This is a genomic window from Bacillus sp. CDB3 (assembly GCF_002081505.1).
Taxonomy (GTDB): domain Bacteria; phylum Bacillota; class Bacilli; order Bacillales; family Bacillaceae_G; genus Bacillus_A; species Bacillus_A cereus_AT.
This window is the reverse complement of record NZ_ALBR01000010.1, coordinates 54,055-80,927: the sequence shown is the minus strand read 5'-3', so window position 1 is coordinate 80,927 and position 26,873 is coordinate 54,055. Positions and strand designations below refer to the sequence as shown.

Below are 26,873 nucleotides of genomic sequence, written 5' to 3'. Positions count from 1 at the left end.
TTTTACCACAAAAAAGAGGGATGTGCGACCTTTTTCGCTACCCCTCCCCATTTCACTGTTTTTTCGTAATATATTTTTGCTTTAATGCATTATGTTCTTCTAATGTTTTCGCATAATACACTTCACCACTCGGTGCAGCTAAGAAATAATAATACTCTGTTTGCGCAGGCTCTAACGCCGCTTCCACTGAATGTTTCCCTGAGTTTGCAATCGGCCCAACTGGCAATCCTTTCACAACATACGTATTGTACGGTGAGTTTACTTTTAAATCCTCATATAATACGCGTTGTTTATGCTTTCCAAGCGCGTATAACACTGTCGGATCTGTTTGAAGTGGCATACCTTTTGCTAAACGATTATAGAAAACACTAGAGATCTTTTGACGATCTGTAAAGCCCGTTGCCTCTTCTTCAATAAGTGAAGACAATGTTAAAAGCTGATGAACATCCCAGTTTTTCGCTTTCATTTTTGCCTCGTTTTGAACAATAATTGCATTCGTTTTCTCAAGCATTGGAATTACGATTTCTTCTAACGTCGTATCTTTTTTATAGAAAGAATACGTCGCTGGATATAGATAGCCTTCTAATGGATATTTAATATTGCTATCAAAAATTTTATCAGTCAATAACTTCGGATACTTTTGCTGCATTTTTTGAACAAATGCTTTATCGTTTAATTGACGTACAACATCATCTTTATTCCACTTTAATTCTGCCGCAATCACTTCTGCAATTTCAGTTACTTGCGCCCCTTCTTTAATCGTCACTTTATATAGCGCTGGACGATGTACATTACCAGATGACATTTGTTCAATGATGTCATTTGCACTCATCGAAGGATTTAATAAATATGTACCTGCTTGTAAGCTTTTTGACTTAGCCTTCGTATAAAAGCTAAAAACTGTACCGCTTTTCACAGCACCTTTTTCTTCTAAAATTTCACCAATTTTACTTGTAGATGATCCTTTTGGAATCTCTACTTCAATCTCTTTTTTATTCTCGCTATCAACCGGTCCTAAAGCCGATGAAATATATGCATAGACTGAACCACAAACTAAGAGCAGTGCGATAATCGAAAATAAAAAAATGCGTCTACGCTTCTTTTTCACTTGATTCTCTACCAAAACGCTTCCTCCTTATTCAATTGTAGACCGTATGTACATATTTCTATACAACACGATATAAAAACACAATAAATTTACTTATCTTTTTAATAGACACTTTATTTTTCTACAATCCGTCTCATTATACTACAAAGACTTACACAGTTTCGACAAAAAATCTTTCATTTTACATATAAATACAAAAAAAGATGGACTGTATGTCGTCCATCTTTTCAGTACTTATTATTCAGCTTCTTGCTCATCAGCAAGAGTGTTGAACATTTCTTGTACCATTTCCCACTCTTCTTCAGATTCGATTGGAAGTAAAGTTCCGCCCTCTTCTTCATTTTGCTCATAAGCCATTGCATCATAAATTTGGTCTCCATCTTCGTCTACTTCACCGATTGGAGAGAAGACTACGTATGATTTTTTGCCAAATTTTTCAGCATCAAAAGTGAAAACAATCTCACATAAATGTTCGTTACCTTTTTCGTCTACAATTGTAATTTGATTTTCTTCCATTTTGGTCACCTCTTATTTACTATCTAAAAATCCTTGTAAGATTACGACTGCAGCCATCTTATCGATTACTTGCTTTCGCTTCTTACGGCTTACATCAGCTGAAATGAGCAGACGTTCCGCTGCCATCGTCGACAAACGCTCGTCCCACATTACAACGTCTAATTGTAACAGCTCTCGTAGGTTTTCTGCAAATTGCTGGCACGCTTCACCACGAGGGCCAATTGTACCATTCATATTTTTAGGTAAACCTACTACTATTTTGTCCACACCATACTGTTTTACTAACTCAGAAATACGATCAAAACCAAATTGACCTCGCTCTTCGTTAATCTTGATTGTTTCTAGTCCTTGTGCTGTCCAGCCCATTTCGTCACTAATTGCAACTCCGACTGTTTTTGTACCTACATCTAAACCTAATATCCGCATAAACTACTCCTCACGATGATGTTTCAAGTAAGACTTCACAAGCTCTTCAATTATCTCATCACGTTCAAGCTTGCGAACGATGCTTCGTGCATCTTTATGGCGAGGTATGTATGCTGGGTCTCCACTTAATAAATAACCGACGATTTGGTTAATCGGATTATAGCCTTTTTCTTGAAGTGCATCATACACAGTTAAAAGTACATCATTTACATGGACACTCTGTTTTTCATCTTGAATGCTAAACTTCATTGTTTTATCAAAACCGTCCATTTCAAGCACCTCACTTGTAAGTAGTAAGTATAGGGAGAAGAACTTCTCCTCTCCCTACCATTGTACACTACTATCTCTTTATTTTGAAACAGATTTAACGTACTCTTGTACAAACGCTAAAGCTTCCTCAACTTGAGCTGGGTTTTTACCGCCTGCTTGAGCCATGTCAGGACGGCCACCACCGCCACCACCGCAGCGAGAAGCCACTTCTTTCACAAGCTTACCTGCATGGTAACCTTGGCTAATTAAATCTTTCGTTACGCCAGCTAAAATGTTTACTTTATCATCATTTACAGACGCTAATACAACAACTGCAGACTCTAATTTATTTTTTAGGTCATCCATCATTGTACGTAAGTTGTTCATATCTGCAACATTTACTTTCGCCGCTAATACGTTCACGCCATCAACTGTCATTACTGAATCAGTTAAGTTTCCAGCTTCGATATTGCTTAATTTCGCAGCAAGAGATTCGTTTTCTTTTTGAAGTTGTTTCACTTCAGCAAATAAACCATCAACTCTTGTTAAAATATCTTTCGGATTTGTTTTCATTTTACCTGCTGCTTCTTTTAATAAACCTACTTGATCGTTCATTAATTCGTATGCAGACTTACCTGTTACTGCTTCAATACGACGAGTTCCTGCACCGATACCAGACTCAGCAACAATTTTGAAAATACCGATAGAAGCTGTGTTATCAACGTGACAACCACCGCAAAGCTCTAAGCTGTAACCGCCAACTTGTACAACGCGCACCACATCTCCGTATTTTTCACCGAATAATGCCATTGCACCCATTTCTTTCGCTTCTTCGATTGCTTTTTGAGAAATCTCAACATCAATACTTTCCCAAATTTTTTCGTTTACAATACGCTCAATTTTTTCTAATTCGTCAGCTTGTACTTGGCCAAAGTGAGAGAAGTCAAAGCGTAAACGTTCAGAAGTTACAAGAGAACCAGCTTGGTTAACATGCATTCCAAGTACGTCTTTTAATGCTTGGTGCAGTAAGTGAGTTGCTGTATGGTTTTTCACAACGCTACTACGGTTCTTCGTATCAATAACAGCTTTTACAGCCGTATCTTTCGTTAATGTACCCTCTTCAACAACAACTTTGTGTAAGTTTTGGCCATTTGGCGCTTTTTGTACGTCTTTTACAAGAACTTTCACACCGTCAGCAAGAAGATAACCACGGTCAGCAATTTGTCCACCGCTCTCAGCGTAGAATGGCGTTACATCAAGCATTAACTGTCCTTCTTCACCAGCTTGTAAGCTATCTGTATACTCACCATTTTTCACAAGTGCAACAACGTTACTTTCTGTTGCAACTGTACCGTAGCCAACGAATTCGCTTGCTACTTTAACTTCACCAAGTACACCGCCTTGAACTTGCATAGAATCAACATCTTGACGAGCAGCACGTGCACGCTCACGTTGTTTTTCCATTTCAGCTTCAAAACCTTTATGGTCAACTGTCATACCAGCTTCTTCTGCATATTCTTCTGTTAATTCAATTGGGAAACCGTATGTGTCGTATAGACGGAACGCATCTACGCCAGAAATAACAGTTGTTTTTTCTTCTTTCGCTTTTGCAATGACTTCAGCTAAAATTGCTTCACCATCATGAAGCGTTTCATGGAAACGCTCTTCTTCGTTTTTCACAACTTTTGCGATGAAATCTTGCTTTTCAAGTACTTCTGGATAGAAGTCTTTCATTACTTCTCCAACAACCGGCACTAATTCAAACATGAATGGACGGTTGATGTTTAATTTCTTCGAATAACGAACAGCACGGCGTAATAAACGACGTAATACATAACCACGGCCTTCGTTAGATGGAAGAGCACCGTCACCAACAGCGAATGTTACTGTACGGATATGGTCAGCAATTACTTTAAACGCCATATCTTTTTCTAAGTCGCCATTACGATACTTCTCACCAGAAATTGATTCTGTTGCACCAATCATTGGCATAAATAGGTCTGTATCAAAGTTCGTAGGCACATCTTGAACGATAGATGTCATACGCTCTAGACCCATCCCTGTATCGATGTTTTTCTTAGGAAGTGGCGTATATGAACCGTCTGGATTATGGTTAAATTGAGAGAATACAAGGTTCCATACTTCTAAGTAACGCTCGTTTTCTCCACCTGGATATAATTCTGGGTCACTAAAGTCATTACCGTAAGCTTCCCCGCGATCATAGAAAATCTCTGTATTCGGTCCACTTGGTCCTTCACCGATATCCCAGAAGTTTTCTTCTAAGCGGATGATGCGCTCTTTTGGAACACCCATTTTCTCATTCCAAATTGTGAATGCTTCTTCATCTTCTGGATGGATTGTAACTGATAGTAATTCTTTATCGAATCCGATCCATTTGTCGCTCGTTAAGAATTCCCAAGCCCAAGTAATTGCTTCTTCTTTGAAGTAATCACCGATTGAGAAGTTTCCTAACATTTCAAAGAATGTATGGTGACGAGCTGTTTTCCCTACGTTTTCAATATCGTTTGTACGAATTGATTTTTGAGCATTTGTAATACGTGGGTTTTGCGGAATTACGCGTCCATCAAAATATTTTTTTAATGTTGCTACACCACTGTTAATCCATAGAAGAGATGGATCCTCATGTGGAACTAGTGATGCACTAGGTTCTACTGCATGTCCTTTTTCTTGGAAAAAGTCTAAAAACATTTGACGAATTTGTGCGCCTGTTAGTTGTTTCATTGTATTTTCCTCCTTAAATATAAAAAACTCCCGCCCCTATAAAAGGGACGAGAGTTAACTCGCGATACCACCCTAATTATGAATTGATTATTATAACAATCAATTCATCACCTCATGGTGCCGTAACGTGGCAAGACGGCAGTGATTAGCTGCTCTCAGGATTAGCTTTCTGTTACCCTTCATTTAAAGCTTCTTTCAGCCAGTGGAAGCTTCTCTCTACAAATGGACTGTAACGTACTTGTTCCGTCATTGATTTAATGTATTATATGACTAAATATAATAGAATTCTCTTAAGTTTGTCAATGTAGATAATCATTTATATTGTGTCAATTGCTTATTAACCATAATTATTCTACTATTCATTTTTAACAGCCTTTCGATATATTATGCATTTACTACTAAATAGGAATCTCTTCATAAAAAATATCCCTATACAAATTTCTAGATATTACATTATTTCTTATAATTAAATTATTAACAATAAAGGAGCGATTACAATGACAACTTTATTGAATCAAGCTAAAGCAATGTTAGCTACCGACGAAAAAATCCTTTTTTACGCAGCATGTTCATTAAATATATTTATATATCGTTCCGTCGCAAGACCAGGCCTGTTAATCTTAACGAACAAAAGGCTCTTCTTTTATGGACCAGATGTAAGCAAGAACCCATTATTTGAGGAGTACTCTTTCGCAAAAATTTCTAATCTAAAAGAACAAAAACGACTTTTCAGCAATCAAATTGTATTTCTTTATGATACGGAATGGAAAAAAATAAAACATATTCAAACAAATGATGTTAGCTCCCTCGTTCAAAAAATAAACGAGCAACTCCCTAAATAAGCATATGATTAGCCCTCTATTTCATAAATAGAGGGCTAATCATTTAAACATCTTCTTTTTTCCAAAGAGGCCTCACATGAACAATCACTGTACGAATGACTGCTAAAACAGGAACTGATATTAGCAATCCTACAATACCTGCTACTTCTCCTCCAACTAGTAATGCAAGCATAATAATAACAGGGTGCATACGAAGCGACTTACCAACGATGTAAGGAGATAAAATGTTACTTTCCAAAAATTGCAAAATAGCAATTGTAATCCCCGCCTTAATGAGTAAACTCGTTGATACCGTTGCCGCAATCATCAACGTGGGAATCGCCCCTAAAATAGGACCAAAGTACGGGATTATATCCGTTACCCCAATAATAATGCCGAGCAGCAATGGATATTTCATACCGATAAACCAAAAAGAAAGAACAGATACTCCCCCTAATACTAAGCAAACAAATAACTGTCCTCGAATATAACTTCCAAGTGACTTATCAATTTCTTTCGCAAGCATTTGCCCCGTACTACGCCATTTACTCGGGACTAATTTCCAAAAGATATGATAAAACTCACCGTAATCTTTTAATATGTAAAATACAATGAATGGAATTAAGAAAATAATGAGTAACGAATCCAGTACACCACGAGCTGTGCTCATGACTTTATTTAAAAGCGCTTGAATCTTCGTTTCTACACCACCAAAAATTTGTTTCACCTTTTCATGAATAAATGATGGGAAATTCGCTGTTTGTTCCGTTACCCCATCCATCCAAGAATCGTACATTTTTGTAAACTGCGGAAATTGTTCATTAATCTCTTGCAACTGCTTAATAACAATTGGCGTTCCTTTATAAATTCCATAGCCAATCCCGCCGAAGAAAAGTACGTAAATGAGCAAAATGGCAAGTGTGCGAGGCATTCCTTCTTTATGGATTTTTTCAATTAAAGGATGCAATAAGTACGCAATGAAACACGCGATCAGAAACGGTGTAATTGCCACTTTAAATACAAAAATAATCGGTGCCCATAATGGCTTAATTTTCAAAAAGACAAGCAAACAAAGAAAAACGAGTAACAATAATCCTAAACGATATATCCAAATGATTTTAAGATTCTTCACACGAAAAACCTCCTCCACCTTTATTTTGAAAATAAATAGGTTAGGTTATGTGCAAAAGTTTTAAAATCTTTTTATACAGACCATACTGTTTTTTAAAGACGCACATATATTTAACATAATAAGGACAACCACCCCTGAAAATACAGAACGTCAAAATATAATCAGGAGGGCTAATTATGGTTTTATTTATGCTCGTATTATCAGCACTTTTTATGATTCTTGAATGGATTTGTATTGGGTTTGGTATTTGGAAAGGTTTCTTTATTCGTTCCTCACGAAAAGAACGGGCGAAGCAATTATGGCATTATGGAATGCTTGGCGTTGGATGTTACGGTCTATCTTATCTCTTCTCAGAAATCGGACTTTTATATTTGCATACAAATGCATAAAAAAACTCCCTTATCCTGAAGGGAGTTTTTCACTTTATCAAAATTATAAATAAGACTTAATCATCTTACGTGCTTTTTTCATATTGCGTTTAGAAAATACATCTTGCTTACGAGCATATTGATATGCTGCAGCCCCAACACCTAATGCGATTAATGAATTGCGTAGATTCAAAGTAAATCCCCCTTTTCGTTATCCGATCGTTCTTTCATTTTCATCAAATAAATCATCAAGAGAGCTTAATGAACCATCTTCCTCTACTTGATGCGTATGGATTTTCCCCTTTGAAACCGATAATTCGATATAACAACTCCAGCAGTAAAATTGGTTGACACCTATTTTCCCAATGTCTTTCCCTTTGCAATTTGGACAACTGAACATATGGCTTTCATCTCCTTACAGTCTCCCAGATTCTATTTGCCATTATGTCCAAACTGCATTCATTTATACATGCTAGAGTCTTTCAACGTTATACGTTTGAAAGTTTCACTATATAACTTCACCTTATTACATAAAATCATACGGTGAAATGTTTTCCACGTCCATTTCTTCACCATTAACCGTCACCATCTGTACCTCTCCTTGTGATTCTTGCAATCGACCAGCTAAAGTCGTTTGACGCATTGCATCATCAAGGCGATTTACACCAGATTGAAAAGCTGCTTCTTCTCCGCAAATGATAAGAAATTTTTTACTTCTTGTAATACCTGTATAAATTAAATTTCGACGTAACATACGATAGTAGCTCTTTACAATCGGCATAATAACAATTGGAAATTCACTACCTTGTGATTTATGAATCGAACAGCAATACGCATGTGTAATTTGGTTCAAATCAGGTTTTGTATACGTTACTTCAATTCCATCAAATGAAACGATAATCATATCTTGTTGCTCGACATTTTCTTTCGCATAAAACACCGAAACAATTTCTCCAATATCACCATTAAACACTTGGCTTTCCGGCTGATTGACTAGTTGAAGTACTTTATCACCTCTCCGGTATACAACGTCACCGTAGGCAATTTCTTTACTCTTTTCTCTTTTCGGGTTAAACACTTCTTGGAGAGCTTCATTTAACACATTAATACCTGCTGGTCCGCGGTACATGGGTGCCAATACTTGTACATCTCTTGCGCTAAACCCTTTCGTCTTCGCGTTTTCACATACTTTTTTTACAACTTCAACAATTTGAGCCCCTGCACAGCTGATAAATGAACGATCTTTTTTATTTTGCGCTAAATCTGGCGGGAGCGTCCCATCTTTTATCGCATGGGCGAGCTGAATAACAGACGAACCTTCTGCCTGACGATAAATTTCTGTAAGTTTTACCGTCGGGATGGCACCTGCATTTAATAAATCTTTTAACACTTGCCCAGGTCCTACAGATGGTAATTGGTCTTCATCACCTACAACGATTACTTGAATATTCGTCGGCAAGGATTTAAACAATTGATTTGCCAGCCAAATATCTACCATCGAAAACTCATCAATAATAAGAAGCTTTCCTTGAACCGGATCAGTTTCATTGCGCTGGAAAGACCCTTCTGGCGTCCAACCAAGCAAGCGATGAATTGTGCAAGCTGGAAGTCCTGTTGATTCACTCATTCGCTTCGCTGCTCTTCCTGTTGGAGCCGTTAATAGTATTGGAAATGGGTTGTCATCACTATATTCATTTAGATTTAATGATAATCCGTGAAGTGACGCATACATTTCAACAATTCCTTTAATAACTGTTGTTTTCCCTGTTCCTGGTCCACCTGTTAATAGCATCATCGGCTTATGAAGGGCAGTTTGAACTGCTTCTTGCTGAAGTGGTGCATACTGTACCTTCAGCTGCTCTTCAATTTGCCCTAATGTCTTTAATACTTCCGCTTCAGGGAATGAAGGAGTTTCTTCTTGATTCATAAGACGACGAATTGACTTTACAACGCCCTTTTCAGAGTAGAATAACGAAGCCAAATACACTCGCTCTTCTTCTATAATGACTTTCCCTTCACCTTGCATCATTTCAACGCAGCCTACAATGTCTTCCTCAGTCACTCTGCCTTCTTGATTATTTAAAAGTGACATCGTTTCTCTTACAAGCTGACCTTTTTCCATATACACGTGACCAAATTGCAATGAAACATTCTCTAATGTATAAAAACACCCCGCACGTACACGATCGTCGTGATTACCCGATATACCTAATGCACGTCCTATATCATCTGCTCTTCCAAATCCAATTCCGTCCACTTCTTCAATAAGCTGATATGGATTATTACGAATCACTTCTAATGTCATCTCTTTGTATTGCTGATAAATTTTAATGGAAAGCTTCGTCCCAAAACCATAACCATTTAAAAAACTCATAACTTTTTCAAGCCCTTGATGCTCAATAATCGTCTCATATATTTCCTGTGCTTTTTGCTTATTTACAACACCATTTAACGCATCAGGATCATCCATAATTTTAGAAATAGCATGTTCACCAAGATGATCTACAATTTTTTCAGCTGTACGCTTTCCAATCCCTTTAAATAAATCGCTCGCTAAATATTGCACCATACCTGCTTTTGTTTGCGGCAATTCTTTCTTAAACGTTTCAACTAAATATTGTTTCCCATACTTTGGGTGATCTTTAAAATGACCTGTTAATGTAAACACTTCATCTTCATGCATACGGGGAAAATGACCATTTATCATCACTTTTTTTTCGTCGTATGTTTCATTTGTTTCAATGATTTTCATACTAACAACGGAATAGAGGTTTTCTTCGTTGTGGAAAATGGTATGAAGAACTTGCGCTTTTATAAATTTTTTCTCTTCCTCAAACAAATCCATTGCATGTTGATTTCCCATCTTTCCTCTCCTTTCCGAGTTCTTTTCACTTTAATGAGCAGTACATCCCCCACCTCTTTCATACTCTTTAGATGAGGGGTAACTGCGCATTAAACTATAATTTCACTTTATTCAGCTTCTTGCTCTAATAAACGAACGCCATTACCAGCTAAAAAGTGATCTGGCTGAATTTCAGTTGCTTTCTTAAATAAAGCAAGAGCTTTCTCATTATTTTCTTCAAATACGTACGCAACACCTAAATTATAATACGCATCTGCATGCTCTTCATCCATTTCTAATACCTTTTCAAAATAAGGTTTTGCCTCTTGAATATGTTCTAGTCGTGCGAAGCAAAGTCCGCATTGGAAAACAGCTTCTACATCACTTTCATCTAATTCAGTTGCTCTTTGTAAAAATGGCAGTGCAAGACGATCATTTCCAAGTTGCACGTGTGTGATACCTAACATAAACGTTACATCAGCTGATTGTAATCCAGCTTGCATTGCTTGTTCAAATACAGCCTTTGCCTCTGCAAATTGCTCTTGGCCGTAATATACATTTCCTAAGCCATAATAGGCAGCCGCAGATTTATCATCTAATTCTAATGCACGTTTGTAAAATAAAATTGCTCGCTCACTATCACCTAATACATCTAATAAATTCGCAAAGTTAATGTACCCTAGCGAATCTTTCGGATTTTCTTCGATTGCTTCCGTAAAATTTTTAGCTGCTTCTTCCCAGTTTCCTTCTTGCATATATTGAATACCTGTTTCAAGTTTGTTTGACATGTCCTTCACCTCTACAACAAATTATAACAAAGAATGTATTTTTCAAGCGAACGAAAATTCGCTTTATGTAAAAGAAACCTCTAACCGCTAATCGGCAGAGGCTTCTCGTTTTATCCTAAATAATCTAATTTCTTACCACTATGATATACTTCATCAATTGTAGCGCCGCCTAAGCACTCATCTCCATCATAGAAAACAACTGCTTGGCCTGGCGTAATCGCACGAATTGGCTCGTCACAAAGAATACGAACTGTATTTTCATCAACGATTTGAACCGTTACTTTATTGTCTGCTTGACGATAACGGAATTTCGCTGTGCATTTAAATTCTGTTTCTTTTGCTTTGTTACTTACCCATCCTACATTCGTAGCAATAACTTCATCGCCATATAAAAGTTCGTTATGGAATCCTTGATCAACATATAAAATGTTGTCTTTTAAGTTCTTCCCAACAGCGAACCATGGATCACCGTTACCACCAATACCAAGGCCATGACGTTGTCCAATTGTATAGTACATTAAACCGTCATGTTTTCCTTTCACTTCACCAGATAATGTTTGCATTACACCTGGCTGAGCTGGCAAATAGTTACTTAAGAAATCTTTAAAGTTACGCTCACCAATGAAGCAAATACCAGTACTATCTTTCTTCGCTGCTGTCGCTAAACCAGCTGCTGTCGCCATTTCGCGAATTTGCGGTTTCTTTAATTCACCAAGCGGGAACATTGTTTTTGATAATTGTTCTTGGCTTAATTGATTTAAGAAATATGTTTGGTCTTTATTGTCATCAACGCCGCGAAGCATTTTATATTCGCCGTCCATATAAGCAACGCGTGCGTAATGACCTGTCGCTACATAATCAGCACCAAGTGCAATTGCATGCTCTAAAAATGCTTTAAATTTAATTTCTTTGTTACACATTACATCTGGGTTTGGTGTACGACCAGCTCGGTACTCATCTAAGAAGTACGTAAATACTTTGTCCCAGTATTGTTTTTCAAAGTTTACTGCATAATACGGAATACCGATTTGGTTACACACTTCAATTACGTCATTGTAATCTTCAGTCGCTGTGCAGACACCATTCTCATCTGTATCATCCCAGTTTTTCATAAAAATTCCGATTACATCATAACCTTGCTCTTTTAATAAAAGTGCCGCTACAGATGAATCGACGCCACCGGACATCCCGATGACAACGCGTGTTTCGTGAGGTAGTTTGTTCATCATGTCACCTCCCATACTAATTTTGTGTTAATCGTTTCACGATTTTCACTGTTTCGTACGCCGCTTTTTCAATTTGCTCTTTCGTATTTCCAAGTCCGAAACTAAAGCGTACGGATGAACGTATTTGATCGGAGTCTTTTCCGAACATCGCTACTAATACATGTGATGGATCAATCGAACCAGCTGTACAAGCAGAACCACTTGATACTGCAATGCCAGCTAAGTCTAAGTTCACAAGAAACGGTTCAATATTCATTCCTGTAAAACTTATATTCAACACATGTGGTAAGCGACATTCCAAATTTCCGTTTACCTCGAAAGTAATGCCTTCATTTTTGAAGACAGATACCATTATATCTTTAAACTCTTCATATTGGGCATTTTTTTGCTCACGATTTTTTGCAGCTAGCAAAATCGCTTGCTGCAGTCCAGCGATACTAGGTACATTTTCAGTACCAGCACGCCGTTTTCTTTCTTGCTCTCCGCCTATTAATAACGGTTCAAATTTCACATTTGCACCAGCATATAGGAACCCGACACCTTTTGGTCCGTTAATTTTATGAGCTGATATTGATAGTAAATCAATGCCAAACTCTTTCACATCAATTTCTACTAAACCGTAAGCTTGTACTGCATCTGTATGAAAATAAGCTTGATGTTCTTTTAACAGCTTACCTATTTCCGCAATTGGTTGCATTGTCCCTACTTCATTATTCCCAAACATAACAGATACGAGAATTGTCTCATCCGTTAATGCCTTTTGTATGTCAGAAACTTGAATACGGCCTGTTTCATCAACAGGTAAATACGTCACTTCAAATCCTTCACGCTCTAGCAATTCACACGTATGCAAAATCGCATGATGTTCAATTTGCGTTGTAATAATGTGGTTACCTTTATGACGGTTCGCACGCGCTACACCTATAAGCGCTAAATTATCAGCTTCCGTACCACCGCTCGTAAATATAATTTCATTCGGACTCGCGTGAACGCTACGTGCACACACACGTCTCGCCTCATCTACTGCATGGCGTGTTTGACGCCCATAAAAGTGAATACTAGACGGGTTTCCAAATGTTTCTGTCATATATGGAATCATCTTTTCGACCACTTCTGGGTGAGTCGGAGATGTCGCAGCATGATCTAAGTAAATGCGTTCCATTAAATCTCCTTCTTTCCAAATCGTTTCACAAGGAATTAAATGTAAAACATATAGCCCCCGTGATTTTCTTCCTCATAACGTACTAGGTCTTCTAAAGTTGTACTATCTAACACTTCTTGCACCGCATCACGAACACGCATCCATAATTGGCGTTGTGCTGGTTCTTCTTCCTCTATCATTTCTACAACACTAATCGGACCCTCTAATACACGGATTACATCCCCAGCTGTAATGTTAGCAGGCTGATCTGATAATACATATCCACCATATGCACCACGCGTACTCTTTACAAGACGAGCATTACGAAGTGGTGAAATTAATTGCTCTAAGTAATGTTCTGATAAGTCATGTGCTTGTGCGATTGATTTTAATGAAATCGGACCTTCACCAAACTTTTTTGCAAGATCGATCATAATTGTTAAGCCGTAGCGGCCTTTTGTTGAAATCTTCATCTATTTTGCACCTCTTTTCAAATTTTCACTTCTATTGGTTATATCTTATTTATCCCGCTATTTGCGGGCAGTAAAGCTCCCACCTCAAAATCCGACTGGAGCAATGAAGTTAGGTGGGAGTCGGGCTGCCCATAAACACCCAATTGGTGCGGGCTGATAATCAGTGGAGGATGAACACCCCCCCACTGATTAAAGTTTCACTTTATAAAAGAACACAATTTAAAATCCTATGAAATTATAGCATAATATAGTATTATAAGAAATTTCAACTTGTGTATCAAAATGATAACATAAAATCACATTGAAAAACTCGGAAATTATTACAATTGAAAGAAAAATGAAAATATTTATATTCATTTTTCCCACAAAGCAACATCTTATTTCAAATTTCATTAAAAAAAATGATACGATAGAGTGAGATTATACATTAAGGGAGAAGGTCAAAATGAAACAACCACTCGCACATCGAATGCGCCCTACGAATATTCAAGAAATTATCGGACAACAACATTTAGTTGGTGAAGGAAAGATTTTATGGCGAATGGTCCAAGCGAATCATTTTCAATCTATGATTTTATACGGTCCTCCAGGCACAGGAAAAACATCGATTGCTAGTGCAATTGCAGGAAGTACCGGAACCCCGTTTCGCCTATTAAACGCTGTTACTCACAATAAAAAAGATATGGAAGTTGTCGTACAAGAAGCGAAGATGCATCGACATCTCGTTTTAATTTTAGATGAAGTTCACCGTCTAGATAAAGCAAAGCAAGACTTTCTATTACCTCATTTAGAAAGTGGACTTCTTACTTTAATTGGTGCAACGACAAGCAATCCGTTCCATGCGATAAACTCCGCTATTCGAAGCAGGTGTCAAATTTTCGAATTACACGCACTAACAGAAGATGATATTTTAATTGGGTTAAAAAGAGCTTTAGAAGATAAAGAAAAAGGACTTGGGGAATATGCTGTAACGGTAACAGATGAAGCAATGCACCACTTTGCAAACGCCTCTGGTGGTGATATGCGTTCCGCTTATAACGCACTTGAACTTGCTGTATTATCTAGCTTCACTACAGACGATCGAGCGGCTGAAATCACACTCGAGATTGCAGAAGAATGCCTACAAAAAAAGAGCTTCGTTCACGACAAAGGCGGAGATGCTCACTATGACGTATTATCAGCATTTCAAAAATCAGTGCGCGGAAGTGATGTAAATGCAGCGCTCCATTATTTAGCACGCCTTATTGAAGCAGGTGATTTACAAAGTATTGGTAGACGCCTTCTTATTATGGCTTATGAAGATATTGGACTTGCTAGCCCACAAGCTGGACCACGTACACTAGCCGCAATTGAATCGGCTGAACGAGTTGGATTCCCAGAGGCACGTATACCACTTGCAAATGCGGTTATCGAGCTTTGCCTATCACCAAAATCAAATTCAGCTTATAAAGCACTTGATGCCGCATTACACGATTTACGTAACGGTCAAACAGGTGATATTCCAAGTCATTTAAAAGATAGTCACTATAAAGGTGCCGAATCACTTGGAAGAGGCATTGGATACTTATATCCACACGACCATCCAAATGGCTGGGTACAACAACAATACTTGCCTGATAAAATAAAAAACAAGCAATATTATAAACCGAAAACGACAGGGAAATTTGAACAAGCACTTTCTACTGTTTATGAAAGATTGCAAAGTTCGAAGCATACACCTAAAAAAGGACCTTCACTCTAAAATTGAAGGTCCTTAACTAATCTATTAAACCAATACATCTTCAACAGTAATTAGAGATAACTCACCTTCAGTTATATTCTCTATCGAAGCAATTACTAATCTATTCGCTTGATTTGTAATTGTTTGCTCAAAAACATTCCTCATTAAACGTGCATTTGAAAAGTTATCACTTCGATTTTCAAATTGTTTTTCCGCATATGTGTATACTTTATCTAAAGCCTCTTGACCTACACAATAATTCTGCTCCACACACATCATTTCAAATATTTGAACCAGCTCTTGCGGGAGATAATCATCAAACTGAATATACTTATTAAAACGAGATTCCAATCCTGGATTACTTTGAATAAACGATAACATTTTATCAGGATATCCTGCTACAATTACAATCAACTCTTCTCTATAGTCTTCCATTCTTTTTAGAATAGTATCAATTGCTTCTTTTCCGAAATCATCATTAGCTAGCGTATAAGCCTCATCAATAAATAAAACGCCACCAATCGCTTTCTTTATCACCTCATCTGTTTTAATCGCGGTCTGCCCTACATATCCCGCAACCAAACCAGCTCGATCCACCTCCACTAAGTGTCCAGAAGTTAATATCCCTAATTTTCGGTAAATTCGCGCTAAAAGTCTTGCAACCGTTGTCTTTCCTGTTCCTGGATTACCAGTAAAAACAAGGTGCCTAGACATAGCAACTGTTTTCATTCCCTTACTACTTCTCATCTGTTGGATTTTAATTAAATTCACTATATTTTGTATATCTTGCTTTAATTGCGGCATCCCTATTAATCTATTTAATTGCTCCATTAATTCCTCAAATGTATAATCTTGTATTGTATTTTCTACCTGTCCAACTTTCACAGTGGTTTCCTCTACGCTTTCACCACTAACTACAAACTCCTCTAAAATAGCTATCATAGTCGCTTCTAAAATCTCAACACGACCGTCGTGGATCATTTTAATGTTGTCATTCATAGTAATCCAATAAAACTCAGTCCCTATATATTCCACAGCTCTAATAAATGATTTCGATACTTCCCCTAACTCAATTCCAGTTCTTCTAAAGGTTAAAAAATCTATGTTAGTAATTTGTACTAAGTACCCTTGTATCAAATCTGATATATCTGCTGTTTCCGTAATTGCCATGGCCATATCATGTAACATACTCTCTGTATAGTCTTCATCAAACAAATAATTAAAATGATCTACATGCTCTTCCGTAACAAACTCCATACTCTGCAAATGGAGCCAATAATATTTAAAGATTTCTTTCCCACCATCATCTAATACACTTAAAATATCGGTGAATTCTGTAAATTCACCGTTTTCAAAATAAGTATTCAATAAATCTCGATAACTTTCTAAAATAGAAATTGTACTATCTAACATTTGCCTCGTTTCATAAATCCCCATATGCTCTTCTCCTTTTTAGGTACTACAAAACTATACCTTTATGCAATAAATTCAAAATTTTATTATTATTTATATTATACATAAAAGCAGATTTTTTTTACATTGGACCAATAATTTTCTATTATAATTATCCTATTTTACTGTATAACAACTTATAATTCGGGAAATATAAACGAAAACGTCACCATTACGGAGGCTTCGCTTATGAAAACACGTCAAGATGCATGGACAAGAGAAGACGATCTCCTTTTAGCAGAAACTGTTTTACGACATATTCGCAGCGGAAGTACACAAATAAAAGCGTTCGATGAAGTTGGCGATACATTAAACCGTACTTCCGCAGCTTGTGGATTTAGATGGAACGCTGAAGTCAGACCGAATTACGAAGATGCGGTGCAGATTGCAAAAAACAACGTAAAGAATTAAAACGTTCTGAAGCTAAAATAGAAAAAGAGCAGTTTACACAAACTCGGCAGCTCGTAATCGACGCTGAGTTTTCAGAAGATATTACGCCAAGTAAACAGGAACTTACAATGCAAAATGTCATCTCATTTTTGCAAAACATGGAACATAGTAACCCTTCAATCGCAAAGTTGCAAACTGAAAATGGTGTATTACAAGATCAGCTCACTTCCCTACAAAAAACGAATAATGAACTTGAAGCAAAATTAGCGGTACTCACAAAAAAACAACAAGCAATCGAAGAAGATTACGCAATGCTTGTTAGAATTATGGACCGTGCTCGAAAACTTGTTTCAGTTGAAGAGCAAGAGGAACAGATTGCTCCAATCTTCAAGACTGATCAAAACGGAAACTTAGATATTATATATTCCGCAGAGAATTAAAAAACAGGGGTGTCACTTTTTGACTAAGTGACATCCCTGTTTTTTTGATTCACAATTCAACAGTAAATGAAATTATATTAACGGTTTTTCGAATATATCTATCCTAACTTAAAATATATCAACGGTTTTTCAAATATATCTATCACAACTTAAAATATATCAACGGTTCGATAAGGAATATCGATTTAACGACAAAGATTGACAATAATAAACCTCTCGAAAGAATTGGATATTTTTTACTTAAATGTTATTGTAAATATACACGCTTGAAGGGAGGTGGTTGCTATTTCATTAATAGTATTCAAAATAACACTCGGTGTTCTAGTCCTAGCGTTAGGTCTTTTTACAATTCATAGTTTAAAAAAGACCCCTGCCTACAAATCAGACAAATACGATTATTCTTTATTAGGATTACTTACATTTGAATTATTAGTATTGCAAATATCAACAATTCTTTAAAACATAAAAAAGCATATATCCGAAATGAATATATGCTTTCCTTTTATTCTTGCCCTACACGCTTCACTTCTACGTTTTTAATACGCTCACGTACAACGTGACTTGCCATAATTAAGCCTGCCACAGATGGTACGAATGCATTTGAAGAAGGCGGTAATTTCGCTTTACGAATTTTTGCATTTTCGTCTGGTACGATTTCTTTACGTACTTCTTCACGAATTACGATTGGGTTTTCGTCAGAGAAGACAACTTTTACACCTTTTTTAATACCCTCTTTACGAAGCTTCGTACGAATTACTTTCGCAATTGGATCTGTATGTGTTTTAGAAATGTCCGCAATACGGAAACGAGTTGGGTCCATTTTATTTGCAGCACCCATACATGAGATAATTTTAATTTTACGACGTAAACATTGTTTAATTAAATGAATTTTAAACGTAATCGTATCAGATGCATCCACTACGAAATCCAAGCCGTGTTTGAAGAACTCTTCATATGTTTCATCTGTATAAAACATTTCTAATCCAATTACTTCACACTCTGGATTGATGTCTGCAATACGCTCTTTCATTAATTCTACTTTTGAACGCCCTACAGTAGATACTAAAGCGTGAATTTGACGGTTTACGTTTGTAATATCTACAACGTCTTTATCAACTAATACAAGACGTCCTACACCAGAACGTGCTAACGCTTCTGCCGAAAATGACCCTACGCCGCCAATTCCTAAAATACCGACTGTACTATTTTTTAATATTTCAAGGCCTTCTTTTCCAAAGGCTAATTCATTACGTGAAAATTGATGTAACATTCAGCTCTACACTCCTATTACAAAAATGGTCTATCATGTATTCTAGCGTTTTTCCGACTATTTGTATAGAAAAAGTTATAGAATTCCTAAAAATACATATTTCAAGAAGGAAAACATAGTGTAAACTGTGCTTTCACTTCTTCTCTCAATCATCCATTAAAAAAGTCTAGATGGTATTAGTATAACCATCTAGACCCTATTTTTACTTCTCTTACTTCTCTTCTTTCACGTTCAACTTCAAGTTCAGTTCTTCAAGCTGTGCTTCTGCAACTGGGCTTGGAGCTTCTGTTAATAAGCAGCTTGCGCTTGCTGTTTTCGGGAATGCAATTGTATCACGAAGGTTCGTACGACCTGCAAGTAACATAACAAGACGGTCTAAACCTAATGCAATTCCGCCGTGTGGTGGTGTACCGTATTCGAATGCTTCTAATAAGAATCCGAATTGTTCTTGTGCTTCTTCTTGTGAGAATCCAAGTGCTTTGAACATTTTTTCTTGTACGTCACGCTCGTAAATACGAAGTGATCCACCACCAAGCTCATAACCGTTTAATACAAGGTCATATGCTTGTGCGCGTGCTTTTTCTGGTGCTGTTTCTAATAGCTCAACATCTTCACGGAATGGCATTGTGAATGGGTGGTGAGCTGCGAAGTAACGATCTGCATCTTCATCGTACTCAAGAAGTGGCCAATCAGTTACCCATAGGAAGTTAAATTTACTTTCGTCAATTAACTCAAGCTCTTTACCTAAGCGTAAACGAAGTGCACCTAAGCTATCTGCCACAACGCTCTTCTTATCTGCTACGAATAGTAATAAGTCGCCAGCATTAGCTTCTAATGTACTCATTAACACGTTTGCATCTTCTTCACCGAAGAACTTTGCAATCGGTCCTTTTAGGCCGTCTTCTTCAACTTTCAGCCAAGCTAGACCTTTTGCACCATATACTTTTACAAATTCAGTTAATGCATCGATGTCTTTACGAGAGTATTTGCTCGCAGCACCTTTTGCATTAATTGCTTTTACTTGTCCGCCGTTTTCTACAGCACTTGTAAATACTTTGAAACCACAACCTGCTGCAAATTCAGATAGGTCTGTTAGTTCCATTTCAAAGCGTGTATCTGGCTTATCAGAACCGTAGCGAGCCATTGCATCAGCATATTTCATACGAGGGAATGGTGCACTAACTTCTACACCTTTCGCATCTTTCATGACTTTCGTCATCATACGCTCCATCATTTCTAAAATTTCATCTTGTGTTAAGAATGATGCCTCGATATCGATTTGTGTAAATTCTGGTTGACGATCCGCACGTAAATCTTCGTCACGGAAACAACGTGCTACTTGATAGTAACGCTCAAATCCGCCGACCATAAGAAGCTGTTTAAATAACTGCGGAGACTGCGGTAATGCATAGAATTCACCATCATGCACACGACTTGGTACTAAATAGTCACGAGCTCCTTCTGGCGTGCTCTTCGTTAAAATTGGTGTTTCAACTTCTAAGAATTCTTCTGTATCTAAGAAGTTACGAATTGTTTTTGTTACGTCGTGACGCATTTTAAATGTGTTGAACATTACAGGGCGACGTAAGTCTAAGTAACGATATTTTAAACGCACATCTTCTGATGCATCTGTGTCATCAGAAATAATAATTGGCGTTGTTTTCGCTGCATTTAATACGTTTACTTTCGTTGCTTGTACTTCAATACGACCAGTTGCCATATTGTCATTAATTGCACCTTCGCCACGTTCAACAACTGTACCTTCTACGTGTAATACGTATTCGCTACGAATTGTTTCTGCTACTTCTAGCGCTTCTTTTGATGTTTCTGGGTTAAATACAACTTGTACGATACCTGTACGGTCACGTAAGTCGATAAAGATTAATCCACCTAAGTCACGACGTTTTTGTACCCAACCTTTTAATTGAACTGTTTGTCCAACAGCTTCTACCGTTACTTTTCCACATGCATGTGTTCTTTCAGCCACTGTAAGTTCCCCCTATATTAATTTCTCTGCTACGTATGAAGCGAATACATCTAACGCTACTTCTTCTTGTCCGCCTGTTGCCATATCTTTCAAGTTAATGATGCCTTTATCTAGCTCATCTTCTCCTAATACAGCTACGTATTTCGCATTTAAACGATCCGCCGATTTAAATTGTGCTTTCATTTTGCGATCTAAATAATCTTTTTCAACTGACAATCCAGCTTTACGAAGATCAAACGCAACTTTCGCAGCATGGTCTTTCGCTTTTTCACCAAGCGCTACAACGTAACAATCGATACTATGTTCAATTGGCAATTCAATGTTTTCAGCTTTCAGCGCCATAATTAAACGTTCAATACTCATCGCAAAACCGATACCAGGCATTTCCGGTCCACCGATTTCTTGTACAAGTCCGTTATAACGACCACCGCCACTTAATGTTGTGATAGCACCGAAACCTTCTGCCTCACTCATAATTTCAAAAACAGTGTGTTGATAGTAGTCTAAACCACGTACTAAGTTCGGATCTTTTTCAAATGGAACATCCATCATCGTTAATAGCTCTTGAACTTTGTCGTAGTATACTGCTGAATCTTCGTTTAAGTATTCTGTAATAGATGGTGCTGTACTCATTAGTTCATGATTACGGTCCTTCTTACAGTCTAAAATACGAAGAGGATTTTTTTCTAAGCGAGATTGGCAATCAGAGCAGAATTCTCCGATGCGCGGCTCAAAGTGTGCAATTAATGCATCGCGGTGCGCTTGACGGCTCGCTGCATCACCTAAGCTGTTTAATACAACTTTAATATTTTTTAAGCCCATGCCGCGGTAAAACTCTACAGCAAGTGCAATTACTTCTGCATCAATTGCAGGATCGTTACTACCGATTGCTTCAATACCGAATTGCACGAATTGACGATAGCGACCTGCTTGTGGTCTTTCATAACGGAACATTTGACCGATATAGTATAATTTCGTTGGTTGTGTTGCATCACCGAACATTTTGTTTTCAACGTAAGAACGTACAACAGGTGCAGTACCTTCTGGACGTAATGTTAAACTACGCTCTCCACGGTCTTGGAATGAGTACATTTCTTTTTGTACGATATCTGTCGTATCACCAACACCGCGTAAAAATAGCTCTGTGTGTTCAAAAATTGGTGTACGAATTTCTTTATAATTGTAACGACGGCAAATTTCGCGCGCTTGCCCTTCGATATACTGCCATAACTCTACGCTACCTGGAAGAATATCTTGCGTTCCGCGTGGGATTTGAATAGACATATTCAGTTCCTCCTCAAATTGTTTTAATCTTAATAAAAATAAAAAAACTCCCGCCTCTACTGTTTGAACAGTAGGGACGAGAGTATTATACCCGTGGTGCCACCCTAATTGAAGCACGTATGCTTCCACTTTTTTAATAACGCTTAAATGTGCGTTCATCTCTACTAAGCGTATAAGCCTTTCAAGTTGAAACCTACAGAGTGTCATTCAATCAGTCATCATGTAGAAATGTTTTCAGCCTAGGACATTTCTTCTCTTTCCATGTGTATCTCATTTACTCTTCTCTATCAACGGCTATATTCATATGTAAATATAAAATTACTATACGTTTGTTGAGTAGGATTGTCAAGTGCTCTAAGAGCGCTCAATTTGCTTCTTTAGGCGCTTTACATCTTGCAGTGAAATTCCGAACTCTGAAGCAAGCTCCATTGAAGTATTGTTTTGCTCTTTTGAAATAAAATCATGAAAATTCACGTTAAACAGTTGATTTGCACCATTTGTAACAGAATGCCCTTTTTCATTCATACGCATACGTATATCCCTCACATTCAATATGGATGTTTTACTTGTTATTGTTCCATATTGATGAAAGAGTTATACATAACTGAAAACAGCTATTGATTCCAAATAAACATTAACATTCGATTCACAACAATAATAATAGCCAGTCCACTCGCCAGCATATAATGCTTCAAATGATACAATGATGCAACACCTACTCCAAACACGATAATTTCTAAAAATACATGTAATATGCCTTGTACTTCCCACTCTGCGTATGGAGCTCCAAATCCCCCCCCACATGACAGCAACAATAACCGGAAGAATAATCGCAAGTGTAATTTTTATTGCTGGTGTTTCTACTAACCGAAATCACCAGTATCCAACAATTCCAAGAACACATAACTCTAGCATGCTACACCTTCTTTTCCTTTTATTCCCCTTCACAATCATCCTATGTTAAAGTGAAGGCTTTTACGGGCAGCAGTGCTTCAACCTAAATCCCTCGCAGTCGCTGAATTTTAAGGTGGGAGTCTTATTGCCCGCAAATAGTGGGATAAATGAACAAAACATACAATAATGTATAAAAAAGAGAGGGTCATATAACCCTCTCTTTTTTAACAATACTATTTACTTTCCACAATTAAGGTCACCGGACCATCATTGATTAAAGAAACGTCCATCATTGCTCCGAACTTCCCTGTTTCTACATGTAATCCTTGTTTACGAACCTCTTCGTTAAAGAAATCATATAAACGCTCTGCATAGTCAGGTTTCGCAGCATCCATAAAGTTTGGACGTCTCCCTTTACGGCAATCTCCGTATAATGTAAATTGCGAAATAGATAGAACTTGTCCTTCTACATCAAGTACAGAGTGGTTCATCTTTCCGCTCTCATCTTCAAAAATGCGTAGGTTTGCAATTTTTTCTGCAATATAAGTTGCATCTTTTTCTGTATCTTCATGCGTAATGCCCACTAGTAATGTCAAACCGAATGGAATTTGTCCTACAATCTCACCATCTACTGTGACAGACGCTTCCTTTGATCGTTGTAAAACAACTCTCATCTTTTCTACACTCCCTATTAATGCATCATGCGTCGTACTGCATAAATTTCTGGAACACGTTTAATACGCTCTACTACTTTTTTCAAGTGCTGTAAGTTTCGAATAGAAATCGACATGTTAATCGTTGCCATCTTATTACGATCGCTTCTACCAGAAACAGCTGAGATATACGTTTTCGTTTCTGTAACAGCTTGCAATACTTCATTCAATAAACCACGGCGATCATAGCCTGAAATTTCAATATCAACATTGTATTCAATTTCTTTTTCAGGGCTACCTTCCCACTCTACTTCTAGTAAACGCTCTACAGCTTCTTCTGTATGCACATTGACACAATCACGACGATGAATCGATACACCGCGGCCTTTCGTAATATACCCAACGATATCATCACCCGGAACTGGGTTACAGCATTTTGATAAACGAATTAGTAAATTATCAGCACCGCTTACCTTTACACCAGAATCCCATTTTCGAATTTTCATCGGTTTACGAACTTCTTTAACTTCAACGATGTCTTCTTCTTCACGTTGTTTACGGAACTTGTCCGTTAGTCGCGTAACAATTTGCGCTGCAGTAATTCCGTTATATCCAACTGCCGCAAACATATCTTCTTCATTTGCAAAGTTAAACTTCTCAGCAACACGTTTTAAATTATCAAGCGCTAATACTTCTTTCATCTCATACTCTAAGCCACGCACTTCTTTTTCAACAAGCTCACGGCCTTTTTCAATATTTTCATCTCTACGTTGTTTCTTAAAAAATTGACGTATTTTATTTTTCGCATGAGATGTTTGAGCAAGCTTTACCCAATCTTGACTTGGACCATACGAATGTTTTGATGTTAAAATTTCAATGATGTCACCAGTTTTCAACTTATAATCAAGCGTCACCATTTTCCCATTTACTTTTGCACCAATTGTCTTGTTTCCAATTTCCGAATGGACACGGTACGAAAAATCAATTGGAACAGAGCCAAGTGGTAATTCCATTACATCGCCTTTTGGTGTAAAGACGAATACCATGTCAGAGAATAAATCAATTTTTAATGACTCCATAAATTCTTCTGCATTAGAAGCTTCATTTTGCCATTCTAATATTTGACGGAACCAAGTTAGTTTCTTCTCTAATGTACCTGTTGTTTCTGCTGTTTTTCCTTCTTTATACGCCCAGTGTGCCGCGATTCCGAATTCTGCAATCTCATGCATTTCTTTCGTACGAATTTGTACTTCTAGCGGATCACCTTTTGGTCCAATTACAGTCGTATGAAGAGATTGATATAAATTTGCTTTCGGCATTGCAATATAATCTTTAAAACGACCTGGCATTGGTTTCCAGCACGTATGAATAATTCCAAGCACCGCATAGCAATCTTTAATACTATTCACAACGACACGTACGGCTAGTAAATCGTAAATTTCATTGAATTGTTTATTTTGCAATGCCATTTTACGATAAATACTGTAAATATGTTTTGGTCTTCCAGAAATCTCAGGTTGAATTGAAACCTCTTTTAATTTCTCGCGAATGCCAGTCATTACTTCATCTAAATATTCTTCACGCTCTGCACGTTTACGCTTCATTAAATTCACAATACGATAATATTGCTGCGGGTTTAAATAGCGAAGTGACGTATCCTCTAGCTCCCATTTAATAGTACTAATTCCGAGTCTATGTGCTAAAGGTGCAAAGATTTCTAACGTTTCATTTGCAATGCGTCGCTGCTTCTCTTGAGGCAAATGTTTCAATGTACGCATATTATGAAGACGATCGGCTAGTTTAATTAAAATAACTCGAATATCTTGAGCCATTGCGATAAACATTTTGCGATGGTTTTCTGCTTGTTGTTGCTCATGAGATTTATATTTAATCTTTCCAAGCTTTGTAACACCATCGACAAGCATAGCGATTTCTTTATTAAATTCCCGTTCAATATCTTCTAATGTAATTTCTGTATCTTCCACTACATCATGCAAGAAACCTGCCGATACTGTAGCCGGATCCATGTGTAAATCAACTAAAATACCTGCAACTTGAATTGGGTGAATAATATATGGTTCACCCGATTTTCTATATTGTTCGCTATGTGCATCGCGCGCATATTCATAGGCACGTGCCACTAGCTCAATATCTTCATCCGCTAAATATTGACTTGCTTTCTCGAGTACCTGTTCAGCTGTTAGTACTTGCTCATTTGCCATCGAATCACCTTTTATTGAAAATTGACTTTATCCTTATTAAGTAGAATAAATTATATTCTATCATTATAACCCAATGATTGTGAATTGTGAAAAGGAAAAGATTTTACTGACATTTCACCATATTTTTTTGTTCAATTATACAAAAGTACCCGTTCCTCTCCAAGAGATTCACGGGTACTTTTTATCACCGTAGTTTTACCTATATAGTGATTAGTATTTTTCTAATACTAATACATCGTAACCATCTAACATTTTACGACCATCTAAGTAAGTAAGCTCTACTAAGAATGCAATTCCTGCTACAACTCCGCCAAGTTCTTCAACTAGCTTAATTGTTGCTTCAATTGTTCCGCCTGTAGCTAATAGATCATCTGTAATTAATACGCGTTGACCTGGTTTAATTGCATCTTTATGGATTGTTAAAACATCTGTACCATATTCTTTGCCGTAGTCAACTGTAATTACTTCACGTGGTAATTTTCCTAATTTACGAACTGGCGCAAATCCTACTTCTAATGCATAAGAAACTGGGCAACCGATAATAAAACCACGAGCTTCTGGTCCTACTACAACATCGATATCTCTTTCTTTTGCATACTCAACGATTGCATCTGTTGCTGCTTTGTATGCTTTACCGTCGTTCATTAAAGGTGTAATGTCTTTAAACACAATACCTTCTTTCGGATAATCCGGTACAATTGCGATATGTTGCTTGAAATCCATATTTCT

General features: G+C 37.3%; 24 protein-coding genes, 2 pseudogenes and 2 other annotated features. Of the genes and pseudogenes, 4 read left to right on the top strand and 22 right to left on the bottom strand.

Annotation, left to right across the window (positions count from 1 at the left end; all coding sequences use genetic code 11):
• Positions 1-52: 52 nt before the first annotated feature.
• From mltG to alaS, 5 genes are all read right to left on the bottom strand, one after another.
• Positions 53-1,123: an endolytic transglycosylase MltG gene (mltG, locus tag CDB3_RS02110; protein WP_128853343.1), complete on the bottom strand. Its 1,071-nt coding sequence runs from the start codon at positions 1,121-1,123 to the stop codon at positions 53-55.
• Positions 1,124-1,345: 222 nt separating this feature from the next.
• Positions 1,346-1,624 (bottom strand): DUF1292 domain-containing protein, encoded by a 279-nt coding sequence (locus CDB3_RS02105; protein ID WP_000392249.1) that lies wholly within the window; start codon positions 1,622-1,624, stop codon positions 1,346-1,348.
• Positions 1,625-1,636: 12 nt separating this feature from the next.
• Positions 1,637-2,050, bottom strand: coding sequence for a Holliday junction resolvase RuvX (gene ruvX, locus CDB3_RS02100; protein WP_097830601.1), 414 nt, complete (start codon positions 2,048-2,050; stop codon positions 1,637-1,639).
• Positions 2,051-2,053: 3 nt separating this feature from the next.
• Entirely contained in the window at positions 2,054-2,320 is a 267-nt protein-coding gene (locus CDB3_RS02095; protein WP_000348591.1) for an IreB family regulatory phosphoprotein, read from the bottom strand.
• A 78-nt stretch (positions 2,321-2,398) separates the two neighbouring features.
• Entirely contained in the window at positions 2,399-5,041 is a 2,643-nt protein-coding gene (gene alaS, locus CDB3_RS02090) for an alanine--tRNA ligase (protein WP_128853342.1), read from the bottom strand.
• A 40-nt stretch (positions 5,042-5,081) separates the two neighbouring features.
• Positions 5,082-5,300: a binding site (T-box leader), on the bottom strand.
• A gap of 238 nt (positions 5,301-5,538) precedes the next feature.
• Here alaS and CDB3_RS02085 point away from each other — a divergent pair.
• A complete protein-coding gene (locus CDB3_RS02085) occupies positions 5,539-5,883 on the top strand; it encodes a PH domain-containing protein (RefSeq protein ID WP_097830599.1) in 345 nt (114 codons plus the stop codon).
• A gap of 43 nt (positions 5,884-5,926) precedes the next feature.
• Here CDB3_RS02085 and CDB3_RS02080 read toward each other — a convergent pair whose 3' ends face one another.
• A complete protein-coding gene (locus CDB3_RS02080) occupies positions 5,927-6,994 on the bottom strand; it encodes an AI-2E family transporter (RefSeq protein ID WP_128853341.1) in 1,068 nt (355 codons plus the stop codon).
• A 176-nt stretch (positions 6,995-7,170) separates the two neighbouring features.
• Between CDB3_RS02080 and CDB3_RS02075 the strand changes: the two genes are divergently transcribed.
• On the top strand, positions 7,171-7,383 hold the full coding sequence (locus tag CDB3_RS02075; protein ID WP_097830597.1) for a hypothetical protein: 213 nt from the start codon (positions 7,171-7,173) through the stop codon (positions 7,381-7,383).
• Positions 7,384-7,426: 43 nt separating this feature from the next.
• Here the strand turns inward: CDB3_RS02075 and CDB3_RS02070 are convergent, their stop codons facing one another.
• From CDB3_RS02070 to cymR, 7 genes are all read right to left on the bottom strand, one after another.
• Positions 7,427-7,555, bottom strand: coding sequence for a YrzQ family protein (locus CDB3_RS02070; RefSeq protein ID WP_001053553.1), 129 nt, complete (start codon positions 7,553-7,555; stop codon positions 7,427-7,429).
• Between the two features lie 18 nt (positions 7,556-7,573).
• Positions 7,574-7,762, bottom strand: coding sequence for a hypothetical protein (locus tag CDB3_RS02065; protein WP_097830596.1), 189 nt, complete (start codon positions 7,760-7,762; stop codon positions 7,574-7,576).
• Positions 7,763-7,888: 126 nt separating this feature from the next.
• Entirely contained in the window at positions 7,889-10,225 is a 2,337-nt protein-coding gene (gene recD2, locus CDB3_RS02060) for an SF1B family DNA helicase RecD2 (protein ID WP_097830595.1), read from the bottom strand.
• Between the two features lie 107 nt (positions 10,226-10,332).
• Entirely contained in the window at positions 10,333-10,992 is a 660-nt protein-coding gene (locus CDB3_RS02055; protein ID WP_071747431.1) for a tetratricopeptide repeat protein, read from the bottom strand.
• 110 nt (positions 10,993-11,102) lie between these two features.
• Positions 11,103-12,218 (bottom strand): tRNA 2-thiouridine(34) synthase MnmA, encoded by a 1,116-nt coding sequence (gene mnmA / locus CDB3_RS02050; protein ID WP_097830593.1) that lies wholly within the window; start codon positions 12,216-12,218, stop codon positions 11,103-11,105.
• A gap of 16 nt (positions 12,219-12,234) precedes the next feature.
• A complete protein-coding gene (locus CDB3_RS02045; RefSeq protein WP_128853340.1) occupies positions 12,235-13,380 on the bottom strand; it encodes a cysteine desulfurase family protein in 1,146 nt (381 codons plus the stop codon).
• Between the two features lie 35 nt (positions 13,381-13,415).
• Positions 13,416-13,832: a cysteine metabolism transcriptional regulator CymR gene (cymR, locus tag CDB3_RS02040; RefSeq protein ID WP_000704116.1), complete on the bottom strand. Its 417-nt coding sequence runs from the start codon at positions 13,830-13,832 to the stop codon at positions 13,416-13,418.
• Positions 13,833-14,277: 445 nt separating this feature from the next.
• On the opposite strand from cymR, the gene CDB3_RS02035 reads away from it, so the two are divergent.
• Positions 14,278-15,573 carry a replication-associated recombination protein A gene (locus tag CDB3_RS02035; RefSeq protein WP_128853339.1) on the top strand — a complete coding sequence of 432 codons (1,296 nt, stop codon included), beginning with the start codon at positions 14,278-14,280 and terminating at the stop codon, positions 15,571-15,573.
• Between the two features lie 24 nt (positions 15,574-15,597).
• Here CDB3_RS02035 and CDB3_RS02030 read toward each other — a convergent pair whose 3' ends face one another.
• Positions 15,598-16,989, bottom strand: a complete 1,392-nt coding sequence (locus tag CDB3_RS02030) for an AAA family ATPase (protein WP_128853338.1) — start codon at positions 16,987-16,989, stop codon at positions 15,598-15,600.
• Between the two features lie 204 nt (positions 16,990-17,193).
• Between CDB3_RS02030 and CDB3_RS02025 the strand changes: the two are divergent.
• Positions 17,194-17,834 (top strand): annotated as a pseudogene (locus CDB3_RS02025) (RsfA family transcriptional regulator).
• A gap of 502 nt (positions 17,835-18,336) precedes the next feature.
• Here CDB3_RS02025 and CDB3_RS02015 read toward each other — a convergent pair.
• From CDB3_RS02015 to CDB3_RS01985, 8 genes and pseudogenes are all read right to left on the bottom strand, one after another.
• Entirely contained in the window at positions 18,337-19,104 is a 768-nt protein-coding gene (locus CDB3_RS02015) for a tRNA threonylcarbamoyladenosine dehydratase (protein WP_000903182.1), read from the bottom strand.
• A gap of 211 nt (positions 19,105-19,315) precedes the next feature.
• Positions 19,316-21,091, bottom strand: coding sequence for an aspartate--tRNA ligase (gene aspS, locus CDB3_RS02010; RefSeq protein WP_071747437.1), 1,776 nt, complete (start codon positions 21,089-21,091; stop codon positions 19,316-19,318).
• Between the two features lie 12 nt (positions 21,092-21,103).
• Positions 21,104-22,375, bottom strand: coding sequence for a histidine--tRNA ligase (gene hisS / locus CDB3_RS02005; protein WP_128853336.1), 1,272 nt, complete (start codon positions 22,373-22,375; stop codon positions 21,104-21,106).
• Positions 22,376-22,444: 69 nt separating this feature from the next.
• Positions 22,445-22,675: a binding site (T-box leader), on the bottom strand.
• Positions 22,676-22,729: 54 nt separating this feature from the next.
• A complete protein-coding gene (locus CDB3_RS31535) occupies positions 22,730-22,906 on the bottom strand; it encodes a hypothetical protein (RefSeq protein ID WP_001242605.1) in 177 nt (58 codons plus the stop codon).
• A gap of 83 nt (positions 22,907-22,989) precedes the next feature.
• A pseudogene (locus CDB3_RS02000) lies at positions 22,990-23,224 on the bottom strand (YrdB family protein).
• Between the two features lie 278 nt (positions 23,225-23,502).
• Positions 23,503-23,943: a D-tyrosyl-tRNA(Tyr) deacylase gene (locus CDB3_RS01995; RefSeq protein WP_001266956.1), complete on the bottom strand. Its 441-nt coding sequence runs from the start codon at positions 23,941-23,943 to the stop codon at positions 23,503-23,505.
• 17 nt (positions 23,944-23,960) lie between these two features.
• The gene (gene relA, locus CDB3_RS01990; protein WP_001262798.1) at positions 23,961-26,144 is read right to left on the bottom strand and encodes a GTP diphosphokinase; all 2,184 of its coding nucleotides are present in this window, start codon (positions 26,142-26,144) and stop codon (positions 23,961-23,963) included.
• A 210-nt stretch (positions 26,145-26,354) separates the two neighbouring features.
• Entirely contained in the window at positions 26,355-26,867 is a 513-nt protein-coding gene (locus CDB3_RS01985; protein ID WP_000346217.1) for an adenine phosphoribosyltransferase, read from the bottom strand.
• Positions 26,868-26,873: the final 6 nt, after the last annotated feature.